This window comes from Pedobacter hiemivivus (assembly GCF_004331685.1).
Classification (GTDB): Bacteria; Bacteroidota; Bacteroidia; order Sphingobacteriales; family Sphingobacteriaceae; genus Pedobacter; species Pedobacter hiemivivus.
Window position 1 is genome coordinate 355675 of record NZ_SJSM01000001.1, and the last position, 23997, is coordinate 379671.

The window sequence follows — 23997 nt, forward strand, 5'->3', positions numbered from 1 at the left end:
AAAAAAATAAAAAAGGGTGATCGGAAATGAAAAAAAATTAAAAGTTTTTTATAGAAGACAGCAAAATAACTAGAATGGTAAGGTCATTCATATCTTCACGAATAAAAGCGTAAGCTTTTTTGATTTGTGTTTTTACAGTATTAATGGAAATTCCAAGCTGATCGGCTATTTGCTGATAGGTTAACCCGTCCTTATTGCTTAAAATAAAAATCTTCTTTCGCTCTACCGGTAATTTGTCTATAGCAATGGCAAGACGATCGTGCATCGTTTCATTTTTGAGTGCATAGTTCAGTTCGTCCTCCACACCAAGCGCTTCTATTTCTACAGGATGCTCGTCCAGACTAATTGTCGACTTGTGTTTGTTCTTATAGGCAATACAGAGATACTTGAGCGCGCGGGTAGCATAGGCATCTAAAGATGTTTGGATATTTAGCTTATCTCTTCTGTTCCAAAAATCAACAAAAAAATCTTGTACCATATCCTTGGCGATATCCATATCCCCCAGATGTCTGAATGCGACCAAACATAAAAAACGATAGTTATCACGAACAAAGATTTCGAACTGGCCGGCGGTAATTATCATACCTTTTTTCTGTGTCATTAATAATAAACAAAAGTATAGAGCGCCGTTAAACCATGTTATAACACTACAATTATAAGATTTAAATCTAATAAATTGGAATACAGGGGAGATATAAAATAATTTGTTATTTTTATATAAATCCCATCTGCAAATGAATTACGTGCTCCAATCCTTATCCGAGATCATCAGCTATGCCAGCATCGCGATCATCTGCTACGGTGCCGCACTTGGTCTCCTTAAATTTATCAGCAACGAGTTAAGCCGTTTCAAGAATTCCTTTTCATTAGCAAAAACCGTTCAAATCAAAATAGAAGTGGGTTATTATTTATTACTAGGTCTGGAGTTCCTGATCGCATCGGATATCATCGACACCATCCTTAATCCATCATTCGATGATTTAGGCATATTGGCAGGAACCGTTGTCATCAGAACAGCATTATCCTTTTTTCTAAATAAAGAAATTGAAAGCATCGCCGAAAACAAAGTTCCAGAAGACAAAAAATGAACTTAGCTATTTCAATTTTACCGTAACCTCCTGCTCCTTCTGGTTCCTGAACACCTTAAGTACAACAGTGGTCTTACTTTGAGAAGACTGCCTTGCTTCCATCAGATCTTTAACTGTAAGAACGGGATGATTGCCCATTTGCAGAATCACATCATTAGGCTTAATTGTATTGTTCATTAAACTTGCATTATTTACATTAAGCACCAATACCCCCGTCTCAGTAGGCATTCCAGTCGCTGATCTTTCAGCAAGTGTAGTCAGATTTTTCACTTTAACACCTGCAAAATCATATACAGCATCTTCTTTCCATACCTTCGGCACAATTAAAGGAATAGCTACTTTTTTAGCCTTTTTGATCAGACCTGCTGATACTACCCCAAAGTTCATCTCAAAATTCTTAAATCCGACAACAAAGGCTTTTGAACCTGCCCTTATCCGATAATCTCCTTTTTCTGCATTCATAAATTGTGGATCACCAGCCAATGAGTTGGGATCGATCTTCAATTCCTGTGCTTTTTTTAGCGAAGCCTCATCTGGAAAAAGATTATCATCTACTTGTTTTCCCCAATCTTTAACTTGAATTGGGAAATACATCGCAGCAACAATATTATGTTTAAATACATCTTGACTGTCCCTAAACCACACATGTGGATGAAATGAATTGTTGATCATTATATTATTTTCCACTACTCTTTTAAATCCTTCTCTTAGCTTTAAGCCACCATTTAGACACACATTATTTTTGATGATGTAATTGGAAGAACCATCATCCAAATCGATATCCCATCCATGATCACACCTGAATCTATTGTTAAAAATCAAAGTAGGTCTCATTGCATCAAGAAATATCAATTCTGGCCGATTAGCCGCAATACTATCCATTACAGCCCGTTTAGGATGCCAGAACCTATCACGGCCCCAAGAATTAAATGCACCATGGTCTCCAGTTTCCAGTACTGTATTAAAAACGTCGTTATACTCGATGTTATGGCCACCCCAAGTACCTTCGTTTATATTAATACCAGCTCTTGGCACATCATAAATGGTATTGTGACTTACTTTAATATTTTGTGCCATAGAGATATGTACACCAGCTGTTTGTTTTTCTACCTGGCCAATGTTATGGATCAGATTATCGTACACCGTACATTCAGAAGGGAAATTGTTTCCAATAGGACCTAATTTCGTATCCATATTCTTTAAGTCCACAAATTGACTATATTGAAAAGAAGGAGAACGAACAGCCTTAGGATCGCCAACAAACACCACGGCACTACTTCCCGAATTATAGATATGGTTACCAGAAAACACGTTCTGTTTATTGTAATTACTATAAACCAACACATTCCCACCCAGTTCACTAAACACACATTTTTCTATGTTGATGCGCTCCCCGCCTTCAATGGTAATGGCTCCTTTACGGTATATGGTCCAATCGCTTCGCAATAAAGGTTCTCTATTTTTCATAAAAGTACGCAGGGCATGGGTAAAAGTAATCCCCTTTATTGTGATGTTTTTCACAGGCTTTACTGCCGAACCTTTTATTTCCAATAAACTTTCCATTTGAGGCGTCTCAATCAGGGCAGTCGACAAATTCACATTGGTCTTTAAATAAAGTTCTTGTTGCTGCCTATCAAAATACCATTCATTTAAGGTATCCAGCTCTTCTGCTATATTTTCAATAAAACGGTAATCTTTGTGCATAGTAGTAGGACGATTGTTTTGCCATCCACCTTCCATTTCCAACTTCGTTCCCTGCTTACCCTTAATCTGGTAAGCAAACCCACCCCACATAGCCGTCTGCATCGCATGAAGATAAGCTCCTTCTGGAGCTTTCCACTTCTGAATATGCTCCGCACTTAGTACATCCGCTGCAGTACCATTAAACCGCACTTTTCCTTGTTGATAGTTAGGGTACCGTGCCATCTGCATCAACACACCATTTACATAAAGCTGATCAAAGATTAGCCCTGACTGTGAGATTTTGGCGGAATAAACACCATCCTTCTCCTCCCAGCTCAAGTTTAATTTAGCCGAACCTTTAACAAAGACTGTCTCCTGCTGATATGCCTGAATGTTAAGTCCCTTGCCTTGAGCACGACTATCTTCGACTGTAAAAACTATAGGTCGGCTTAAATCATAAGCTCCTTTTCGCAATAGTATATTCACCTGCCCGGCTTTATATTTCCTTGCTTCCATTTGCGCTCTGTACAAGGTTGCGAAGGGGCTATTCATCGTTCCTTTATTTTTATCACTCCCTTTTGGAGAAATATAAATGTCTTTTGCATGGCTGTACCCAACCATTAAAAAACCAACCAATAGCATCGTAGAAAACTTCATTCGACTAAATTCAATATTCTTAGTCGATATCGGTTCAAGTATATTGGCAGAATGCTAAGTTATTTATCCCGGTACATATGTTCAATGTTCATGGACAACTAAATTGGAAATCGCAACTCTCGGCTTCCAATTTGGCCAGAAAAGTTTCCTTAAAGTTAAAGTCTATTGAACAGCATTTGAACGGCCGTTGAACGGACATTGAACGGACACTGAACGGACACTGAACGGGCTAAGCCGTCCAATATCCATTAATTAGTAGTTAATCAATCGACAACTAGCAGTTAATAATCAGGCACCAAACTTTATGCGATTGTTTACCGATCCCGAATCCAAAATTAAATCCCGAAATAGTAAAAACATAATCCCTTTAGCGTTAGCATCCTATAGTTTAATATGTACATATTTGTAATCTTATTTAGATTGATTAAAAATAAAAACATATGATTTACGCTTACCAAACTAAAATGTCACGGTTACTACTACACATTTCTTACGCTTCCAGCTTATTAATACTGTTACTTACTTACTCCTGTACAAAGACCATGGAGCTTGCTCCTCTTCCTCAAAACAAGATTACAGAGTTCAAAATTGTCAATCTACCAGATACGGTGATCTTCGGATCTATTGATCAGATTGATAAATCCATTACAGTGTATATTCCATACTATTATGGATTAGCTGTGATCGATCCGGAAATTAAAGTATCTGAAGGCGCCAGGCTTACGGAAGAAGTTTTACCTATCGATCTAAATGAAACTGGTACAAGTTATACCGTAAAAGCGAAAGACGGTAGTACACAGGTATACAAGCTTAAAATTGTCCAGCAAAACACACCTGATTTAACGGTAAGATGGAGCAATACCGGTGTATTTTACCCAAGAACAACACTGAGTGTAACTGGAAACTTTATGGCAACTGGCACTGGTTTAGCAAAAGTACACCTCATATCAGTAAAAACAAGTAAAGAAACCCTTCTAAACGGAGGTATATTGGTAACTGGTAGTGGTCTTTACGAATATTATTTGAACGCACTAGAAATCCCTACTGACATTGATACAGGCTACTATAAAGGGCGGATTAGCTTTCTGGGGCATGTGAAAGAACTTCCACAAATACACATTATATATAAACAACCGGATGTGCTCATCGGATCGAAAGAGGTGAAAAGAGGTGATGAAATTGTTTATTCAGCCGCGCCGGAAACTGTAATTATCGGATTAAAATCGGTCAATGTTACTATCGCTGGTATTACTTATGATTTACCTATAAAAAGCTATAACAATACCGCTATCACACTAATTATCCCTAATGACTTCCCATTAGGCGAACACCTTTATATTCCTATGAAAATTTTATTCAACAACTGGGCTACCCTAAATAAAACAGCCTCAATTACAGTAACCAATTAACCTCGAATCCACATTCCTATATTATATTTTAACATTTAAAATTAAATTTATGACGCTTAAAATTAAAACAATGTTTAAAACTGTCGCAATCATAGCCGCAGTTGGTCTGATCGCAGTATCTTGTAAAAAAGAACAAGCAGGAACTGAAGAGCTCTTAACCGCTAACGGGAAAAGAAGCAGCAATATCTCTGCCTTATCAAGTACCTGTGATACTTCTTCTTACAAAGTATTAGGCAGAGGAGGTTATTCCAGGACACGTGTTGGATTTGATACGGTTTATGTTGACCTGAACACGCCCGATCAGGATTCACTCTCAACTTTTACCGATGTAAATGCATGGTTTACCAGTAGCTCTAATTCTTTCATATCGACTCCAGGTACATTAAAATACTTACTTGCACCAGGTAAAGCAATTTGTGATCTTACTTTGTCTGATTATGCCACAGCAACGACTGCAAGTATAGTTGGCATGAATACAGGGGGTGGTACACCAAACGGATGGTATAACTATGTTGCACCAAACGGGCCAACACCAATTCCGAACTTTTACGTATTTATTAACGATGGAGTAGATACTTATGCTATTCAATTGGTAGCCTTTACCGATGCGATTAGCTGGGGTTCTGGTGTGAACTTGCAAAATAAAGCAAATACAGTAATCCGTTACCGCAAGCTGTAAAACCAACGGCCAATAAAATAAACAGAGGCAACAGCGTGGGTTATGTTGCCTCTATTATAATTGCATATCCCGCAATGAGATGATGCACTGATCTGAAATAATATAAAATGCAAAAAGAGATTTTTAAACACAAGCTTTTAGTCTTTAACTATGCGCTGGCAGCACTCCTGCTGATGCTAACTTATTCCTGTAAAAAGAAGTATCCTGATTTCCCGTACAATGAAATCGAAAAATTCAGTATCAAAGATGTTTCTGGCACAGAACTAAATGCCGCTATACAAGAGAAAAACATCATCATTTACTGGCCTCCGTTTCAGGATCAGCCGGATTCCATACAGCCACAGATTGCAGTTTCCGACCGTGCGATAATTACTCCGAAAAGTGGCTCAAAAATCCCCTTCAAAGAAGGTTTCAGCTATGAAGTAAAAGCGCAGAATGGCTCCATCAATACTTACACTTTAAAGATTGCTAATAACCAACCTCTTCCTTATTTTGAGGTCAATGAGCTGGTGATAAATTTAAACAGGTCAATGAGTCTCTTTGGTGATTATCTCATTCCTGACGCAACACAGACCTCTGTATATCTGGTGGATAAGAATAAAAAAGAAACACTACTGACCATTAATTCTATTTCTAACAACGCAGTAAACGTAAACATACCCCTGGTGCTTAGCCAGGATACCAGTCATTATCACATTAAAGTGATCACTGGAAAACGCAACCTGACCAAAGGTCCATACTACATAGATAGACCTCTACTGGCACTCGGAACCGTTACGCTTCCTGCCGATGTACTCACAGTTAAACGCGGGCAATCTATCGTTTTTAAACACAGTGCCACACCGGGTACCTTAAAATATTATGCACAAACAGGCAGATATGCTACAGTTGCCATTACCAGCAGAATAACACGTAGTGTTCCTATGCAGATTACAGATACAGAAATCACCCTCACCATTCCTCAAGATTTCCCTTTAGGTGCCACTTATGGTAGTATATCATTTTTAGTAGAAGACAAAGCAAAAGGAACTTGGCAACGACGAACCAGTCCTTTTACTGTAGTCCAGTAACCAATGGAAAAATGATCAATTAAAAAAGTCACCGTCTACCAAGGAGGCCTCAGACGCTCTTTGTGAGACGGTGACTTTTTTGTGATTACTTCTTATAAGAAACAACGTAAGCTACACCTTTTTTCAGCTTAAGTTCATAAGTCCTTTTCCCTACTTCAACAGCCTCTCCACCTTTCACAACCGGTTTAGAAACACTTTTGAACCTCAACACACCCGATCCCCCGTCAGACTTCACTTTAATCTCTTTTTTGCTGCAATACAACGAAATCTCTCCTGAAGGTGTCGGTACCTTACCCTCCATCCAGTCCAACCCGCCCAAAGCAGGTTCCACAACATAAGTTTCATATCCAGCCGAAAGCGGCTTAACACCTAAATAATACTTACCCAATAGATAAATCGGACTTGCACCCCAGGCATGACAAAGGCTTTTACCAAACGGGCGGCCGTACATCGCTAAATGCTCCGTATCTTTCTTGTCTGGATTGTACTCTTCCCAAAAAGAAGTAGCGCCCAAATCCAACATACCACCCCAGTAATCTTTCATTTGTTTTAGCACATACGACTGCTCGCCCATCGCACAAAGTGCTTCCAACTCATAAAAACGCATGTATGGTGTAGTAATCTTCTTGATTTGATCATTCATCAACACATGTTGTTTCACATCTAGCTTTTGAGCAGGTGTAAAGTAATCGAAGAAAATGCCGAACATATTAGCGTAACGCGTTACATTGTCAGTAGGCTTACCACCAACTCTGCTGTGTACTAGCGCATGTTTGCTCTCGTCCCAATACAGTTTAAATATCTTTGCCTTTAAATCCGCAGCAAGCTTTTTGTAGTTGGCCGCCGCTTCAGTATCCTTTGCCATGTCCGCACAAAGCGCCATGGTTTCCAAACTACGGCAAAACAGCAATTGCTCGAAACTCACTTCCCCGTCTTTACTTAGCTTATCCGCCCAGTCGATAAAAATCCAATCGCCCGGCATCCATTCCAACAAACCATCTTTATTCCTGCGGTTTAACACATAATCCATCAAACTTTTCATCCTTGGATAAATATCCTGTACAAACTTCTGATCTCCAGAATACTGGTAGTAATCATAAATCCCCAGAAACCAATAAAAGGAGTAATCCATAATGGTATTGATGTGAGCCGTTACCGGATCTTTCCCCCTTTGCGCCAACAAAGTCCTTTTCACAATTGGCGATTCATTGAAGGAGTAGTAATTCATCAGGTAGCTTTGGTAAGCATCACCCGACCATACCCATCTATCGCGCTTAATTCCGTCGATGAAAAACTCACGGGTGTTTAAATGAAACGTGTATTTGGATACCTCATAAATCTTGTTGACTTGTTCATCGGAACAGCGAAAATTCCCCTTTTCTGTTACTGGTGCATACTCATACAGCATGCTTACCTGATCAAGGGTAACATCACCTTCAGGCTGACAGTTCACATAGCGAAAGGCTTTAGACAGCTCAATCACCGAATCAGTTTTACCCTTTAAGTCGATTTCTAATAAATCAAGGGTTTCACATTTATCAGCAGATAAAGCCTCTTCTCTTGATTCACCGTAATAAATATGCAGCTTCCCCTTTCCCTTTAAGCCATGAAGCTTAAGAAAGCCAAAGGTTTCTTTGCCAAAATCAGCCACAAAGCCTTTATCCACCTTATCGGTTTTTACAGCCTCCATTTGCTTAGTAGCTAACTTGAACTTTGAGGGGGGCGATAGCGGATTGGTTAAATTCCAGGAGCCCACCGAAACAAAGGTCGTTCCCGACTTATCAGAGGCCTTTCCACTCTCATCAATCCATTCCTTATCTTCAAAGGTAGTTAACCAGCTTTCATCTGAAACCACTGTTTTACCTTGAACCAATATCGCTGGAACCTTATCCTGCCCATACACTTTTAAGCTCAGCTTATGCTTGCCTGCAGGAATGGTAATCTTTTTCGGATAACCAGAAAAAGCTTGTCCATCAATCTTCACATTGTACTGTCCTTCCACATAAAGTTTTACTTCCTCAGCATTGGCCAGATTAAATTCCTTATGAAACTCAACCAGTACATAATGACTGTCCATTTTCCAGAATGGTGGAAGAAAAGCTCCCCTTTCTGTTCTGCGGTTCTGCATTTTATTGGATACCCAAATATCCAGATCACCGGGGTACCAGATCCAGGAAGCTTTTTTGGCACTCTGCGCTTGGCTAGCGTCTGCACACAGCACTGTTAACAAGAGCACAAGCGCTCCAAACTTTTGTAGACCAGTTTTTAAAAATTTCATATGCGTCTATTAAAATTAATGTCCGTTAAAAAAGATATATAAAGCAACCATTACAATTGCCAGCGCAATCCAGGATACCCAGACCCGCTTCGTTGGTTTTTCGATTGCACTTTTGTCTAGTTCGTTGATCTCGTAAACCGTTGGATTCCGATCAGCCAAAGAAATCACTATAGCGATTATCAGTAAACCCGAAAAAATCAAAAAGGAAAGAATCAGGTAATGCGGCCAGAAAGGATATTTATCTGGTGGAAGAATCCATAGGTAGGTCACCCCGGTACCTAAGCTTAAAACAGAACCTACGGATAGGGTAAAATTTACAGCTTTTCGAGTGGTCCTTTTCCAGAAAACGGTCAGCAAGAAAACCACTGATAAAGGCGGAGCAATAAAGCCCAACACCGACTGAAAAACATCGAACAAATTCAATCCCTTTATGTTATCTATCGCCAGCACAACAATTACTGCAAGTATACACCCGGCAATGACAGATATCCTACCCATCCTAATGATCTGCTTATTGGTAGCTTGCGGGTTGATATTTTTCACATACACATCCATGGTAAACACGGTACTCAAAGAGTTTAGAGAAGAACCAATAGTTCCTACCAACACCGCAATCAGCACCACAATCACCAATCCATTCATCCCCGGGGGGAATAAATTAGTAACCATCGTCATATAGGCTTCGTTAGGATCTTTCAAGTCTGGAAACAACACAAAACACAGCACGCCAGTGATGATAAACAAAGGCAGTGACAAGATTTTTAACCAGCCAATAAAGCTAACGCCCAGTTGACCTTGTTCCAGATTCTTAGCTCCCAACACAGATTGCACCATCGCCTGATCTGTACAAAAGAAAGCGACTGCAGCTACCGGATACCCCAACAAAATGGCATACCACGGATATTTAGGATCACTAGCTGGTTGAATCAAATTCCAGTAATGCGATGGTGTTTTACTATACAAAGCCTCAATACCACCTACTTTGTGCAAACCCAATATCGTAAGCGCAAGGGATACAAAAATGAGCAGGATCATTTGAAAGACGTTTACCTTAGCAATAGCTTTTAAACCACCAAAAAAAGTAAACAAACCGGCAAAAGCAACCAATACAGTTACGGATTGCCACATTGGAATGCCCAGAATTTGTCGTACTAAAAAGCCCCCGGCAAACAACCCTAGCGATAACCAGGAAATTAATATCTTGATTAGTGCATACCAGGCCAAGATATTCTGTGTAGAGTCACCATACCTTTTACCCATAAACTCAGGCATGGTGCTTACTTTTGCTGCCAAGTATTTAGGCGCAAAAACAATGGCGAGTAAAAATAGGAATACAAAGGCGTACCAATCGAAATTAACCGCCACAATACCTGTGCTATAGCCTATACTGGCAAAAGCCAACAACATAGAAGGACCAACATTGGTTCCCCACATGTTAAACCCAATACTAGACCAGCCTAGCGATTTATTGGCTAGAAATAGGGTTTCATCTTCATTCTTCTTGGAGAAGCTGGCCCTATAGCCGATAAGGATTAGAATAACCAGATAAGCGACTACAATGATGTAATCCAAGCTAGTTAAGCGTTCTACGATATTTCCCATTAAGTTTATTTTGGTTTGATTGGTTTATGTTTTATTTACAGTCCGAGATCAGCTCTTAGCAACTGGTATTCATTCAGAATATCATTGATTTTTACAGGAATACCGGTTTGCAAAGACCTATCCATAGCCTGTAACAAAGCAATCGTACCTATTCCTTCTTTTAAATCCGGATAGGCAACCGTATTGTTTTCTATGCTGTCGGCAAAGTACTCCAGGTAATTCTGGTATTCTCCGGCATGGTGACTTTGTCCTTCGAAACGGAAGAAATGCTTCAATTTTGCATCTCCCCAGGTAATCAATTGCTCTTCTCCGGTATTGGTGGTTACCGCATAGCGGAGTTCGTGGTAATCGGCCTGACTAGCGCCTTCTGTCCCCCTTAACACACAACTCATCTCGCTTTCGCGATATGCCGGCTGTATCGGACCAGTATAAGAACCACTTACACGGGCGATCCTGCCGTCAGTTGATTTGAAGATAAAATGCATGGTATCCTCATTTTTTAAGCCAGCTTTTTTACCATTGGCGCTGATCATCCCATATCCCATTACCTCTTCAATTTCAGGCAGATACCATCTAATGAAGTCAACAGGATGACTTAAGCCACCGTAAAGCCACTTAAAAGAAGCTTCCAAGGCCCATTTCTTTTCCAGGAACCAGCGGTGATCCGCATTGTAATGGCACTCTATAGTGATCAGGTCGCCAATGATACCCGCAGTATAGTCTGTCCTTTGTCGCTTGTAAGGCTCGAAGAAACGAGAACTCTGACCAACAAACACTTTCTTACCACTTTGCTTTGAAACGGCTAAGAGCTCCTTAGCGCGTCCCAAATCATCAATGAAGGGCTTGGTGCAAACGACATGCTTATCGTGCAACAGCGCTTGTTTTACGTGATCTGCGTGCAAATGATCTGGGGTGTATATAGCAATGACATCAATAGCCGCATCATCTAGCATTTCCTGATAGCTGGTGGTATAGTGAGGGAAGTCGAACTCCTTAGCCCGTTGTTTACACACCTCCTCATTTGCATCACAGATTTTCACCAACTCGTATTTATCACTTGCAAGGGCAGCAGACATCGTGCTTCTTCCCTCTCCTAAGCCTAATATTCCTAATTTTAACATATTCCTTAATTTCTTTTATTCCTTTTGTTTTAACTCCCAATCTTTATACTCCACGTCATCCTGAATTTATTTCAGGACCTCGCACTAGCAAAGCCAATTTCTCTTTCGAGATCCTGAAATAAATTCAGGATGACGAAGCGCCTTAAAACGAATCGCTTTAAACTACTTCTCACGCTCAAAAAACACCCAAACCTCGTCCGGCCTAGTGCCTGATATACCTTCCTGATACTTCTTCATTAAAGCATTCCATTGATCAACCCTTGGGTTGTTCAGCGTAGTTTTCGGGTTTAACTCATCTAAGCTTGCGCCTTTCGGAATACTGATCACCAACATCAACTGCCTTCCGTTTTTAAAGATTCGCAGCTGCTGAAAATCAGCATTACAAAAACCTTTGGCTACTTCTGGCCATTTTTCAAATTGTGTAGCATGATAGTTCAGATACTCCTTTTGCATCGCCTCATCCTTTACCAGATTAGTACTCAAAATGATGTTATCCCATTCCTTAACCGGCTCCTGTCCACAATGCTTTTTCCTGTCAAACTTATAAAACACATCCTTGTACAATCTAACCTCTGCCCCTTTAATCCGTTGCTGAAATTGTCGCATCAAAGCCTCGGCTTCATTCGTTGTCGCATACACCAATAAGCGATTATTCCATTGATAAATCGCAGAAGCAGAGATGCCCTTTTCTCTACATATCTCTACCATCAATGGCTTACTCAATTCTGCAGATGAGGGTAGGACAACCTCTATCACTATCTCGTTTCCATTTCCTGACTCGATACTATTCAAGGATTGATTATTATTATTTACTGATCTACTATTCAACAAATAACGATAATCAAATTCAAGCCCAGCTTTAACTTTAACACTATCATTCACCTTAGGGCCATTACCCAGCCAGACATTGTCGGGGCCATTGGCATTCTGCAAATATTTCTCTGCAGGGGTCCAGTTATTCTTCACTGTAAAATAGGAAGAACCTTCATCGGTATACAGGTAAAACCAATGTTCAGGATCATGCGGATAAGGCGCTTTATAAATGCTATCGATATAGTTATTCGTGATCACAGAACCTGGTTGGGCCGACAAAGTATAAATGCCAGCAACATCATACAGATACTTCCCGTAGTGATGAATCTTGTTGGCATGAATGGTATTGTCACGCATAGCATTACTGGACTTAGTCCAGCCCCAGCCCATACTGATGCCTGAATAAGCTACATCACCAATCTCGTTATGTGCGATATTGATCCCCCTTACATAACCAGCACCAATGCCCACACAGCCCCAATCTTCATTGGTTGCATCGGTAATCAGGTTATTGGTAATACTTTCATTCGTACATATTTCGCGCTGATCTGTTGGGTTATATGGCAAATGCACCTCAGTGGCTTCATCAGAAAAAACACCCACCAATATAGCACTACCACCTATATCTTTAAAAAGATTACCTTTAATTTTGTTATCATGGGTTCCCCGCTTATAATCCAGTCCGGTTGAAGCATGATGTTCAAACCTACAACCTTCAAAACCGGTGTGCTGCGCATAGCTGACTTCAACGGCTGCTGCTGGGCGACCTACCCAAGCCTGATTCTCCAATCCTTTTTTGTCGGGAGTACCCGGAATTTTCAATTTATAAGCATCCAGCATGTACATCCCGGCTTGATGCGGCACATGACCAAAGCGAGAAGGCCTTAACCAGCCCGCGTGTTGAAAGGAAACACCTTTGAACGACACATATGCTACCGGATTATCAATCGTGCCCTCTATCCGCACTAAAGTCTCCAAATTTGGTACAACAACCTTAGCAGTGTTCATGTTTTCACCAGCTCTAGGCCAGTAATAAACCTTGCCATTTTTTAAATCTTCATACCATTCTCCTGGCTCATCCAGAAACTGAATAGCATTGGTTAAATAGTATGGAGAGTTGCCTGTCTTAGTAGATATCCAAGGGGCAGGCCAAGGGTGTTCAGATTGCACACGACGCTCAGGTTCCATAAAGCTCAACTCCGCTTCCGCTGCATTTACCTGAATCGATTTTACCCTCAAATTGGCAATGGCCCACCATTGCTGGATCACCATTTCTATACCTTTTATCTGTGCTAATCCAGCAGCATCTTTACCCGGTAAAAAAGGAATCTTGCAGGTTTTTGCGGGAAAATTCCAGCTTAAAATCCTGCCCATTTGCTCGCCATTCCAATCTCTGGCTCTGACAGCCTTTTTTCCATCAATCCACAGCTGTCTAAATTCTAAAACACTATTTCCCAGACTAGATACATCCGATACCCAAATTTTACCTTTAGCTGCATTTGGCAACCCAGATGCGTTATTAACTACCTTTTTCCATCCAGAGATAGGTAAACCGCCACTTAAAACAGCTTGATCCTCATCCAGTGAAGTGATGACTGTTGGACTCTCCGCAGTCCCTGAATCTTCAGGCCGCAGAATCACGCTTTCGGTTAAATAGTAAACTCCTTTTTCTATAAAAATATTGATCCCGTTTTTTATCGAAGGGTCTTTTAAACGTCTCAATTCACGAGCCTTACGCAAGGCGTTTAATAAGCTCGCTACGGGGGCTATTTTCGTGCCTTCATTCCTGTCGGACCCTTTCAGGGAAACGTAGATATCGGCGGCTTTACTACTGAGATTACCCAATAGCAAACCCACAAGCAAGACCAACCAAGAAGGTTTAAAGTTTATCATTACGGGTTATATATCTGATTGAAATACAGACTTCACATAAGCTGTATTTGCAGTAAAATTCCACTTCACATTTCTTGGATCTTTTTGGTCTCTGGAGCGCTCAACAACCAACCAGCCTTTCCAACCCATATCATCTAATGTTTTGCGTACGACTTTCATATCAATCTTAGGATCGTTCTGTAACCATACGCCATCGTCGTTGGTGCAATGAATCTGGATGATGTTCTTTTTGCCCAAAATCCGCAGTTCCTTATTCAAATCCCGACCGTTTTTTATGGCGTTAGAGAAGTTGAAATAGCTTTTTACGGCACTAGAACCTATGTCTTTTAAGAATTGTAACTCAGCAGTAGCATCTAAAGCCGTTTCAATACCAATCACCACCCCTGCTTGTTTAGCCATTTTTCCAGCTACTCTTAGGCGCTCAACAATTGCGGGTCGCAGTTCCGGGTTTTGCACCAAATCGCCTTGCACGCCTAAAGGAAGGAAAGCTACCTTTACGTTCATTGCTTTCATTGTAGCAATACAATCGCCAATCATTTGTTGATAGGTTGGTCTTGTAGCCAATGATTGTGCATAAAAGCCTGTCATGGCCAATGAGCATATCTCGAGGTTCAATTCTTTTGCTTTATCCATAAACTGTTGCCTAATCTGTGGATCAGCTAGCTTATTGTCAAACGTATCCCTATTGCCCAAACCACCCATATCCAGTTCAATTCCATCAGCACCAATCTCCTTGCTCAGCTCAAAAGCACTTAACTTTTGTCGCTTCAGGATCATCAAATCTACCACAGCAACCTTATAACGCTGCTCTTTCATTCCTAAAGCCCATGTAAACTGATTACTGAGCATTAACCCACCTGTAAGCAGAGTCAACTTCCCGATAAACTGACGTCGATTTTCCATAGTTTTATTTTGAAGTACTGGCTTTAAATACCTGTTCTAGTTGTTCAAATCCTTTTATTGCATTGGCAGGCAAACGCTCGCCTTTATCACCAAACACATACATAGCTGGTTCTTTTTCAATCGTGCATTTGCTTTCATCATATTGACCAGTTTTATCCCTTACCAAAGCTGCATCCAGCTTAAAGTTTTTTATCACAAAATCATAAACAGCTTTACGTTTCGAAAGTCCAAAATCATGACCTTCCTCAGGCAGGTGAACATTCTCTACCAGATCAGGCCGACCATAGTAACCGTATATTTTTTTAAGAAAAGGCATATCATGATCTGGTACAGTAACCGTCCAATCCTTCCCATCCGACACTACTAACTGTGGGTTAGGCGCGGTCATTGCAGCGATCTCTACGTTGTTCGTACCACCTGCACACAGATGAATCGGCATTCCACTTTCACATGGACAACCACCATAAAATGAAGACGATAAAGAAACTACCGGAACACTTAGTTTAATACGATCGTCCATAGCAGCCATTAAAACAGTATGACTTCCACCACCCGATCCACCACTTATCCCCACCCTACCCTTATCGGTTTCTTTCAGGGATAAAACGTAATCCAGTATCCTGATACCACCAAGTGTTTGTATGGTATGCGCCAGACTTCGCCTATGGTCTTCCGACTTAAACTGAAGCAAAGATTCGCCCCAGGCAAACAGATCGTAACTCACAGCCATTACGCCCATACGCGCCATCATTGCACAGCGAATCTGACAGTCGGCCCGATAACGTTGCTGCGCCCAATGTCCATCTGGACTTAGCATTACCGGGATCTTTCCTTTAACTTTTAAAGGCTTGTACAATGAACCATTCACGTACAGTCCGGGTAATATTTCGATAGCAATGTTTTCTACAGTATACCCATCCATTACTCTCTTAGGAGTAATGATGGGTTCTGATGAAGGTTTGGCCGGCAAAGGCGACAAGCCCTGCACTTCATATAAACCTGGTTTGATTAAAGCCTTACGTTTTTCCCAACTGGCTTTATCATGATATAGCTTAGCCAATTGGTCCAGCTTATCCTGCCCATCTTGTACATTCCAGCGGTAATATTCGTATTCCTTTAACTTATAAACGCCTTCTTTCTCCTTATTTACCTTTAAATCCAATGGGGCCAACACATTAGACAATGTTTCGTCTAGTTCTGGTCTGAAACGCCAAAGTGCATAATTCACCCAACGATCCTTTACTTGATCATCATTGTATTTTATCTTCACTTTAAAACGACTTTCTATCTCCGCCAGCACCGTTTTAAGCGACTGCCGGTATAACAGGTCTGAATTTTGCGTTTGTCCAATAGCGCCGCTTATAATCAGCGAAAATCCAAGGGTTAGAAATAGGGCTATTCGTTTCATCAGCTTACTCCTCGTTTTTAACTTCTGTAATCACAGGTGCGGTATATCCTTTTAGTTTTGGCCAAACGCCATTTACAATCTTTTTAAGTTTCAGCTTGGACGGATCGACTACGACGTGTTTGATCTTCTCTCTTCTCCAGGTATAAATGAAATGCAACATACCATCGGCGGTCTGAATCACGGCCGGATAAGAGTACTGACTGATCGGAGAATCTTCCAAAATCAAGGCTGCATACCATTCTTTGCCATCCTTAGAAATAGCCACATTTAATGGTGTTCTTGGCCCTTTAGCCAAATCACCAGGAGGCAATACATGATTATAAACCAATACATGACGACCATCTTTCATAGTGACCGCATCAGTCCCGGAATTATTATTTGGCAAAGTTGTTTTTGCTAAGGGCGACCAGGTCTCTCCGTTATCGGCCGACCATGATTCTACAAGCGCCCTGTTTTTACTTCTAGCTAAAATCTGCAACTTACCTTTTCCATGATCTAAAATACTTGGCTGTATAGCATCCAATCCGTTCCCGGCTATTGGACCAACTGTACGCCAGTTTTGACCATTGTCTTTCGTTACTTCAAAATGAACTTTCCAGCCATCTCCTTCTTTACTCGAAGGATTGAACAAATTGCCATTGCTTAGCAGAACAGGCTTGTTTTTAACAGGGCCTATGTATCCATCAGGTAACTTTTTAGCGTCAGACCAGGTAATCCCGCCATCTTTAGATGTACGCATCATTCCCCACCATTCAGATGGTTTAGGGCCTATTTTATAAAAAAGTAATAGATCGCCGCCAGGCACCTGGTACAATACAGGGTTCCATGTTGGTAATCTTAATTTATCATTTTGTATGCCATTGGCTACTGAAACAGGCGCTATCCATGTCCCGTTTACTTTACGGCTAATATAAATTTCTACATCTGGATGACGCTCCTTAGTCCCGCCAAAATAAGCTGCCACCAAACCTGTTGGAGTTTCGGCAATGGTTGCCGAATGGCATGACGGGAACGCTGCCCTTTCATATAAAAATTCATCTGTGATAATACCTGACCGCCATTTTTGCGATTGTGCATTTACGCCCAAACTTGCCAGACAAATCAGTAAAACTATTACCCCTGCTCTTCTTTTTAACATTTTTGTATTGCTTAATGATTGAATATTATTGTTTCTTAGCGGCCTTTTCAGCCTTAATCTTTTTTGTATAATCACTATATAAGGCCCTCCAACTACGACCGTTGTTGTTAAGAAATTGTTCCGCTTTTGTTTTATAGATCTCAAAAATGGCAGAGATCTGTTTCATGCTCTTATAATCTACCGCCATCTCCCTTGCTTCTTTCAAAAAGCCCAAAATTTTAGCTTCTTCTGCAGCAGTCAAATCGGTCACAATAGCTTTATAACCTGCCATTGTAAAAGCTACTTTGCCTATCGTATACTTATCTAATATCGTTTCTACCTGCTCCGGGCTTAAGTCTTTGCGCAGTCCTTCCATCAATTCCTGATGTACAGATGCGGGCATTGCCGAATCTGCTATAATTTGTTTATCCAGATCACTTAGCTTGTTCCCGGTTACCGGATTGATACCCGACGGCACTGTTGTTGCCGGATGATCATTGTGCCAGTCTTTTACTTTGGTCATATGAATAGCCACTACAGTTTCTATTCGCTTGCTTTTGGCAGCGTCATCCAGTTTCAATGCAGTGGCATATTCTGTTGCCTTCACCAACACGTCACCTGGAATAACAATATCATTCTGAGCATGCGCCCTATTCAATGAAGAAAAAGAAATACCTGCCATCATCCCGCAGATCACCAAAAACTTAGTGGTTTTGTTCATCATTTCTATAATTTATAGTTCAGATACAAATGAATAATCACCTGAGCCCAATTCAAATACAGCTCTATCTTCATCCATTTTAATAAATTTCAATCCTTTAACATCAGTTGCTTTATCTTTACCTTCTTTTACTTGTCCAACAGATTTTGCAGGAATATTGATCCTTGCAGTTGTATTAGCAGGAATACTTATATTCCATTTAAAATCAGTTGCAGATTTAGTCCAGCTACTTTTAATTAAGCCATAAACAGAATTATACTCCCCGTTTACTTTATCCAGCCCTTCAATCAGCTCTGGTTTCATTACAATTTCTTTAAAACCTGGTGCTGCAGCTTTAATACCGGCCAAGTTTTCATAATACCAGATCAATAAATCACCAAGCATCATCACATGGTTCTGCGAGTTCATTTTAGGGGCAGCAGTATTTCCATTCCACAACTCCCAGATCGCTGTAGCACCATTTTCGATCATATATCCCCATGAAGGATAGGTTTTCTGCGAAGCTATCCGGTAAGCAAGATCACTTCTTCCAATTGCAGTCAACGTACGCATCAGAAAATTTGTACCCTGTACTCCAGTACTCAGGTGTCCTTTATTCTTTTCTTCAATGATGTAACAGATCTGCTTTACTACTTTCTCCTTATGCCGCTCTTCAACCATTCCAAAATAAACAGGCAACAGATTATCTGTTAGCTTATTTTCGCCATAATACCCTTGTGCATTATAAAATTTACCGTTAAAGGCCTTTTTCAATTCAGAAGCCAATGCAACATAACCGGCGCTATCACCTCCGTTGCCCGTAATCGTACTGTAGTCGGCCATCATTGTAGCCAGCTGATAATAATAAGCGGTAGCAATTAACGTACTAGGATGTTTCTGATCGGCATTTACACCTTTTCCATCTTCAGCAGTTACAGGTGGCGCGCACCAGTCGCCATAACTATCTTTCGTCATGATCCCCTCAGTGTTCATATACCTGTCCTTCATATATCCCATCCATTTTTTCACTGCCGGATAGTTTTTCCGAAGCACAGTAATATCACCTGTTTGCTTATACAACATATCAGACACAAAAAGCAAGGTTGCAGGCCAGGTCACATTATCACTATAATACCTCCAAAATGCCGGGGCAACATCAGGTATTGCACCATCTTCTTTTTGAGCATAACGAATATCGTCCAACCATTTTTTATATAAAGCGGTATTGTCGAATAAAAAGCTTTCTCCATAGGCACCAACAGTCCTATCGCCTAACCAAGGCTGGCGCTCATTGCGCTGTGGACAATCAACGGGCATCCCTTTATAGTTAGATGCAATGCCCCACCATGAGTTTTTAAAAATCTGGTTGAGCAGGCTATTTGAGGATTCAAAAGTCCCTCCCGTCCGCATGTCATCAGAAACCAGACATCCGATAAAATCACTTTTTTGAGGAATTCCAGGATAGCCGCTCAATTCTACATAACGGAAGCCCTGATAAGTAAATCTTGGCGACCAGGTCTCTGTCCCCTCTCCTTTAAGCGTATACGTATCGGTCGCTTTTGCATCACGTAAGTTTGTTCTGAATAGCTCCCCGTTTGGCTCCAACGACTCCGCAAAACGCAAAGAAACAATATTACCTTTAGTTCCTTTAACATTAAATTTCACCCAACCAGCAAAGTTTTGCCCAAAGTCTATGATGTATTTACCGTTCGGGCGCTTGGTAATCGATACAGCTGCAATATTTTTCATCACCTTCATCCCTTCATTCAGCTGCGCTTCATAGGTCCCACCAGGTTCCTGCACATACTCGCTTTTAAGCCATTTACTTTCGTCAAATCCGAGCTCGCTCCAGCCTTTAAACTCCTTACGGGCATCATATACCTCGCCATCGTATTCATTATTGGCAAGAATTGGCCCATCAGCAGTACCTTTCCAGGTATCATCAGTTTTAATTGATGCAGTGGAGCCATCTGTATATTTAATGACCACTTGTACCAATAATTTAGGGAAGCCAAATGTTTTCACCTTGTAGGCTTTGGCCTGACGCATGGCAAAGAAACGACCGTTTCCAAGGATAACGCCAATAGCATGTTTACCCTGCTTAAGTTGCGCTGTAATATCTAAGGCATTGTACTTTATGTTCTTTGTATAATCCGTAGGCGCAGGAGCCAAAACCTGATTACCGATTTTTTTACCGTCAATATACAGCTCATATAAGCCCATACCCATAATGTACGCGGTAGCGGATGCCACAGTTTTATTCGTTGAAAACTCTTTTCTGAAATAACGAGCAGATAAACGCCCCTCAGTTTGATTATCCCATGGAAAGTAGCGATCAAACCCTATCCATCGGCCTTCCCAGTCTTTATACTGTAGTAATCCCATTGACCATGAAGCCACAGTACTCCAATTGGCATCGCCTTTATTTGTGGAAACTTTAACCTTCCAATAATATTTGTTTTTACTCTTTAATGTCGCCCCTGCGTATTGGTTGTAAATCGATTCAGATGAATTTACCTTGCCTGAATTCCATATGTCTGCATCTTTCTCTGTCAGCTTATCTACCGACGAAGCCACCAGAATGTGATAAGCTGTTTGCTTAACATCGCGTTGCACTGAGGTAATTTCCCAGCTTAATCTCGGTTGAACCACGTCAATACCCAAAGGATCTTGTAGCAGCTCACAGCGCAAGTTTTGCAACGATACCTGGGCAAACGCCCCAGTAAAGCTTAGCATTAAAATGGCTGCGAGTATCGTATATCGTTTAAGTATCATTTGGTCAGGCTTTTTCGATTGAATTTAAGCAATTAATTATTGGTTGAAAAATCAAAATATAGCGTCATGTTCAGCGCCCTGGCAGGGTCCTTCTCATAATCGTAAAAAATATTCTTCATGGCCATCGGACCACTTCTATCTGCTCTTTGCGTTTTTGTACCTATTCCCGGAATCCCATGCATGAACGAAATATCGCCCGAAGGGAACAACGGTTCATAATTATGCCATTGATCTGTTTTCCAAGCCGCACTAAACAATCTTAAAAAGATATCCTCATTCTCGGTAATCACTGTAAATGGCTGATCCTTCGTAATGAATTTACACCAATACACGTTGGAATGATAACCTTTAAACTCCGGATATACCCAAGTTTCACCAGTTTCTGTATTGTTATAATCCTTTTTCCAAATACCAAACTGATTTCCTTTTAAACGGTTCTTCCAAACACGGGATGGCCCCCTTCCCATATATTCTACCCCTTTAATCTGGTCTTCCGGGAAAGAGAAGTTCAATCCAATGAAGTTAGTCTGGTATTCTGCAGGGAAGTATTTTACATTCAGCTTTAACATACCTGAAGGATAAACTGTCCATTGCAAAGTATTATAAGCTTCTTTTCTATCGAATGAGGATTCAATGATCAGGTTCTGCCCTTCCATGCGGTGGCTGATGTTTCTGAAATTAGTTGCCCCTTCCTGGATTATAGGTCCGTTCGTAAAAGGAATAATGCCTTTTTTATTTCTCACTTCACGAAGAACACCTGTTTTCTTGCTAAAACTCAAGGAAACACCATTAGCAGTAGTCGTAAATAGCGAATCTCTTTCTGCGATCGTTACACCAGATGTCCCTTCTTTTTTAACCAACATTAAAGCTTCTTTTTTCGGAAGGGTAATCGGGAAACTCCGAGTGTACAGCTCTTTTCCATGCATATCTGTAGCTGTAATATACAAGACATCGAAAGAAGTCCAGTTTACAGGAAGTCCTACTGTTAATCGACCCTTTTCAAGTGGTTTAACAGCCGGTGCCGTGGATTTTCCTTTTAGCTCTTCCTTAGTTTTAAGGTTCAATAATTTCCAATCAAACTGGCAGGTATTGAGGTTAGCAAAATGATAACGGTTCTCTATATTAAATACCCCATCAAATCCAGCTGTCATTTCACGGTGCTCAAAAAACACTGGGCTCCAAATCTCTTTAATGGCAAAAAAGCTACCTTCTTTTTCGTGGTAAGGCCCCACAATACCATCTGCACCACGATTTCCATCAGTATCTATCGTGTTGTTTTTATCGGTACGAACTACCCCCTGATCAGCAAAATCCCAAAGGAAACCACCTGCTGATAATGGATTAAGAAGCATATCATTCCAGTAATCTTCTAATCCGGCACCATGACCACCATCAGACATACCGTGTAAAAATTCAGTAGGCATCACAATACTATGGCCATGTCTGTAGTTACCTATGCCATAATTGTACTCACGATAATGCTGTGTATCAAAACCATTAAAATCTTCCCATGGATGCACAACAGGACGTTTTTGAATATCCTCCTGTGCAAACAAGGGATCAAGCTCGCGATTGTGACCACCTTCATTTCCATTTGCCCAAATTACAATAGAGGCATGATTTAGGTCGTGTCTCATCATCTCTTTGACCAGCTTTGTACCTGTTGGGGTATCATAATGTCCATGCCAACCGGCAAGCTCATCCATTACATATAAACCTAGAGAATCACATACATCCAGAAAATGACCATCGGGTGGGTAATGCGACATGCGTACCGCATTCATATTCATCTCCTTCATCAATTCAACATCCTCAATACTGTTCTTTTTGCTTAAAGTCCTGCCGGATTCAGGGCGGAAAGAATGACGATTTACCCCTTTAAATTTCATTTTAACACCATTCACATATATACCGTCTCGTTCTTTGACCTCCACAGTCCTGAAACCGATCTTTTTAGATAAGGTATGAATAGCTTTATTCTTTTTATATAAAGTAAAGGTTGCTTTATATAAATTAGGAAACTCGGAAGACCATAATTTAGGGGAATTGAATATTCCATTAATCACTGCTGATCCTTTTTTCAAGCTTCCTTCAAACGGCAAACCATACTTTTCACCATCGACAGTATACAACTGCACGGCTACCTCATCTGCGTTCCCAGCTACCTGAACCTCTGCTTTAAATTGTCCATCTGCTTTCGCATCTATAGCTACATTTTCTATATGTGGTAAAGGCAAGGCTTCCAGATATACGGGTCTGAAGATTCCACCAAACAACCAGAAATCAGCCTTTCGCTCCGCTTCATTCACTGATTTATTGGCCGAGTGCTTTGACACTTTTGCTTCGAGCAAGTTATCTGCTCCGTATTTTAAAAGCGCAGTTATATCATAACGAAATGCATAAAAGGCTCCCTGATGAACTGCTCCGGCCGATTTACCATTGATCTTTACTTCAGTATCGGTCATCGATCCTTCAAATACGATGTTGATCTTTTTCTCCTTCCAGCCGGCAGGGACTTTAAAATTATACTTATATAAACCTTGCTCCTTACCTCTTACGCTGTCTTTCGAGAAACCATAATCGTATTTACCGAAACCCTGCAGCTCCCAATTTGAGGGCACCGATATAGTTGACCATTTTCCTGAGTTCATTCCTCCAGTACAGAAAAAATCCCATTTTACAGTATGGTCATTCCCGGTTCCAGACAAATAGAGTTGCTCCGTCTGCTGGGCGCGGACAGAGCTGAATAGCATCAGCAAAATAAAAGAAAGGATCAGCGTAAGCTTCATGAATAGAGGATC

16 protein-coding genes are annotated in these 23997 nt (G+C 40.8%); 4 read left to right on the plus strand and 12 right to left on the minus strand.

Going from position 1 to position 23997, the window contains the following annotated elements; genetic code table 11:
* Window positions 1-37: 37 nt before the first annotated feature.
* A complete protein-coding gene (locus EZ444_RS01390) occupies window positions 38-601 on the minus strand; it encodes a sigma-70 family RNA polymerase sigma factor (protein WP_131606484.1) in 564 nt (187 codons plus the stop codon).
* A 133-nt stretch (window positions 602-734) separates the two neighbouring features.
* On the opposite strand from EZ444_RS01390, the gene EZ444_RS01395 reads away from it, so the two are divergent.
* The gene (locus tag EZ444_RS01395) at window positions 735-1088 is read left to right on the plus strand and encodes a DUF1622 domain-containing protein (RefSeq protein ID WP_131606486.1); all 354 of its coding nucleotides are present in this window, start codon (window positions 735-737) and stop codon (window positions 1086-1088) included.
* A gap of 6 nt (window positions 1089-1094) precedes the next feature.
* Here the strand turns inward: EZ444_RS01395 and EZ444_RS01400 are convergent, their stop codons facing one another.
* Window positions 1095-3428, minus strand: coding sequence for a PDZ domain-containing protein (locus EZ444_RS01400; RefSeq protein WP_131606488.1), 2334 nt, complete (start codon window positions 3426-3428; stop codon window positions 1095-1097).
* 464 nt (window positions 3429-3892) lie between these two features.
* Between EZ444_RS01400 and EZ444_RS01405 the strand changes: the two genes are divergently transcribed.
* The 3 genes from EZ444_RS01405 (at window position 3893) to EZ444_RS01415 (ending at window position 6586) form a co-directional block, all read left to right on the plus strand.
* Window positions 3893-4837, plus strand: coding sequence for a hypothetical protein (locus EZ444_RS01405; protein ID WP_131606490.1), 945 nt, complete (start codon window positions 3893-3895; stop codon window positions 4835-4837).
* A gap of 49 nt (window positions 4838-4886) precedes the next feature.
* Window positions 4887-5516 (plus strand): hypothetical protein, encoded by a 630-nt coding sequence (locus EZ444_RS01410; RefSeq protein ID WP_131606492.1) that lies wholly within the window; start codon window positions 4887-4889, stop codon window positions 5514-5516.
* A gap of 107 nt (window positions 5517-5623) precedes the next feature.
* On the plus strand, window positions 5624-6586 hold the full coding sequence (locus tag EZ444_RS01415; protein ID WP_131606494.1) for a hypothetical protein: 963 nt from the start codon (window positions 5624-5626) through the stop codon (window positions 6584-6586).
* Window positions 6587-6671: 85 nt separating this feature from the next.
* On the opposite strand, the gene EZ444_RS01420 is transcribed toward EZ444_RS01415, so the two are convergent.
* From EZ444_RS01420 to EZ444_RS01465, 10 genes are all read right to left on the minus strand, one after another.
* Window positions 6672-8864 (minus strand): alpha-L-rhamnosidase-related protein, encoded by a 2193-nt coding sequence (locus EZ444_RS01420; protein WP_131606496.1) that lies wholly within the window; start codon window positions 8862-8864, stop codon window positions 6672-6674.
* A 15-nt stretch (window positions 8865-8879) separates the two neighbouring features.
* Window positions 8880-10466: a sodium:solute symporter family transporter gene (locus EZ444_RS01425; protein WP_131606498.1), complete on the minus strand. Its 1587-nt coding sequence runs from the start codon at window positions 10464-10466 to the stop codon at window positions 8880-8882.
* A 35-nt stretch (window positions 10467-10501) separates the two neighbouring features.
* Complete coding sequence (locus EZ444_RS01430) at window positions 10502-11587, minus strand: Gfo/Idh/MocA family protein (protein WP_131606500.1); 1086 nt, start codon at window positions 11585-11587, stop codon at window positions 10502-10504.
* A gap of 162 nt (window positions 11588-11749) precedes the next feature.
* Complete coding sequence (locus EZ444_RS01435) at window positions 11750-14293, minus strand: L-rhamnose mutarotase (RefSeq protein WP_131606503.1); 2544 nt, start codon at window positions 14291-14293, stop codon at window positions 11750-11752.
* A gap of 6 nt (window positions 14294-14299) precedes the next feature.
* Window positions 14300-15196 carry a sugar phosphate isomerase/epimerase family protein gene (locus EZ444_RS01440; RefSeq protein WP_131606505.1) on the minus strand — a complete coding sequence of 299 codons (897 nt, stop codon included), beginning with the start codon at window positions 15194-15196 and terminating at the stop codon, window positions 14300-14302.
* Window positions 15197-15200: 4 nt separating this feature from the next.
* Entirely contained in the window at window positions 15201-16604 is a 1404-nt protein-coding gene (locus EZ444_RS01445; protein WP_131606507.1) for an acetylxylan esterase, read from the minus strand.
* Between the two features lie 4 nt (window positions 16605-16608).
* Window positions 16609-17742, minus strand: a complete 1134-nt coding sequence (locus EZ444_RS01450) for a sialidase family protein (protein ID WP_131606509.1) — start codon at window positions 17740-17742, stop codon at window positions 16609-16611.
* Between the two features lie 25 nt (window positions 17743-17767).
* A complete protein-coding gene (locus EZ444_RS01455; protein ID WP_225874594.1) occupies window positions 17768-18445 on the minus strand; it encodes a DUF3826 domain-containing protein in 678 nt (225 codons plus the stop codon).
* Between the two features lie 9 nt (window positions 18446-18454).
* Window positions 18455-21196, minus strand: coding sequence for an alpha-L-rhamnosidase (locus EZ444_RS01460; RefSeq protein WP_131606511.1), 2742 nt, complete (start codon window positions 21194-21196; stop codon window positions 18455-18457).
* 32 nt (window positions 21197-21228) lie between these two features.
* Window positions 21229-23985: a glycoside hydrolase family 2 TIM barrel-domain containing protein gene (locus EZ444_RS01465; protein WP_131606513.1), complete on the minus strand. Its 2757-nt coding sequence runs from the start codon at window positions 23983-23985 to the stop codon at window positions 21229-21231.
* Window positions 23986-23997: the final 12 nt, after the last annotated feature.

Coding starts and splice junctions, on each gene's coding strand:
- EZ444_RS01390 (WP_131606484.1), bottom strand. CDS start 601: ATGACACAGAAAAAAGGTATGATAATTACCGCCGGCCAGTTCGAAATC.
- EZ444_RS01395 (WP_131606486.1), top strand. CDS start 735: ATGAATTACGTGCTCCAATCCTTATCCGAGATCATCAGCTATGCCAGC.
- EZ444_RS01400 (WP_131606488.1), bottom strand. CDS start 3,428: ATGAAGTTTTCTACGATGCTATTGGTTGGTTTTTTAATGGTTGGGTAC.
- EZ444_RS01405 (WP_131606490.1), top strand. CDS start 3,893: ATGTCACGGTTACTACTACACATTTCTTACGCTTCCAGCTTATTAATA.
- EZ444_RS01410 (WP_131606492.1), top strand. CDS start 4,887: ATGACGCTTAAAATTAAAACAATGTTTAAAACTGTCGCAATCATAGCC.
- EZ444_RS01415 (WP_131606494.1), top strand. CDS start 5,624: ATGCAAAAAGAGATTTTTAAACACAAGCTTTTAGTCTTTAACTATGCG.
- EZ444_RS01420 (WP_131606496.1), bottom strand. CDS start 8,864: ATGAAATTTTTAAAAACTGGTCTACAAAAGTTTGGAGCGCTTGTGCTC.
- EZ444_RS01425 (WP_131606498.1), bottom strand. CDS start 10,466: ATGGGAAATATCGTAGAACGCTTAACTAGCTTGGATTACATCATTGTA.
- EZ444_RS01430 (WP_131606500.1), bottom strand. CDS start 11,587: ATGTTAAAATTAGGAATATTAGGCTTAGGAGAGGGAAGAAGCACGATG.
- EZ444_RS01435 (WP_131606503.1), bottom strand. CDS start 14,293: ATGATAAACTTTAAACCTTCTTGGTTGGTCTTGCTTGTGGGTTTGCTA.
- EZ444_RS01440 (WP_131606505.1), bottom strand. CDS start 15,196: ATGGAAAATCGACGTCAGTTTATCGGGAAGTTGACTCTGCTTACAGGT.
- EZ444_RS01445 (WP_131606507.1), bottom strand. CDS start 16,604: ATGAAACGAATAGCCCTATTTCTAACCCTTGGATTTTCGCTGATTATA.
- EZ444_RS01450 (WP_131606509.1), bottom strand. CDS start 17,742: ATGTTAAAAAGAAGAGCAGGGGTAATAGTTTTACTGATTTGTCTGGCA.
- EZ444_RS01455 (WP_225874594.1), bottom strand. CDS start 18,445: ATGATGAACAAAACCACTAAGTTTTTGGTGATCTGCGGGATGATGGCA.
- EZ444_RS01460 (WP_131606511.1), bottom strand. CDS start 21,196: ATGATACTTAAACGATATACGATACTCGCAGCCATTTTAATGCTAAGC.
- EZ444_RS01465 (WP_131606513.1), bottom strand. CDS start 23,985: ATGAAGCTTACGCTGATCCTTTCTTTTATTTTGCTGATGCTATTCAGC.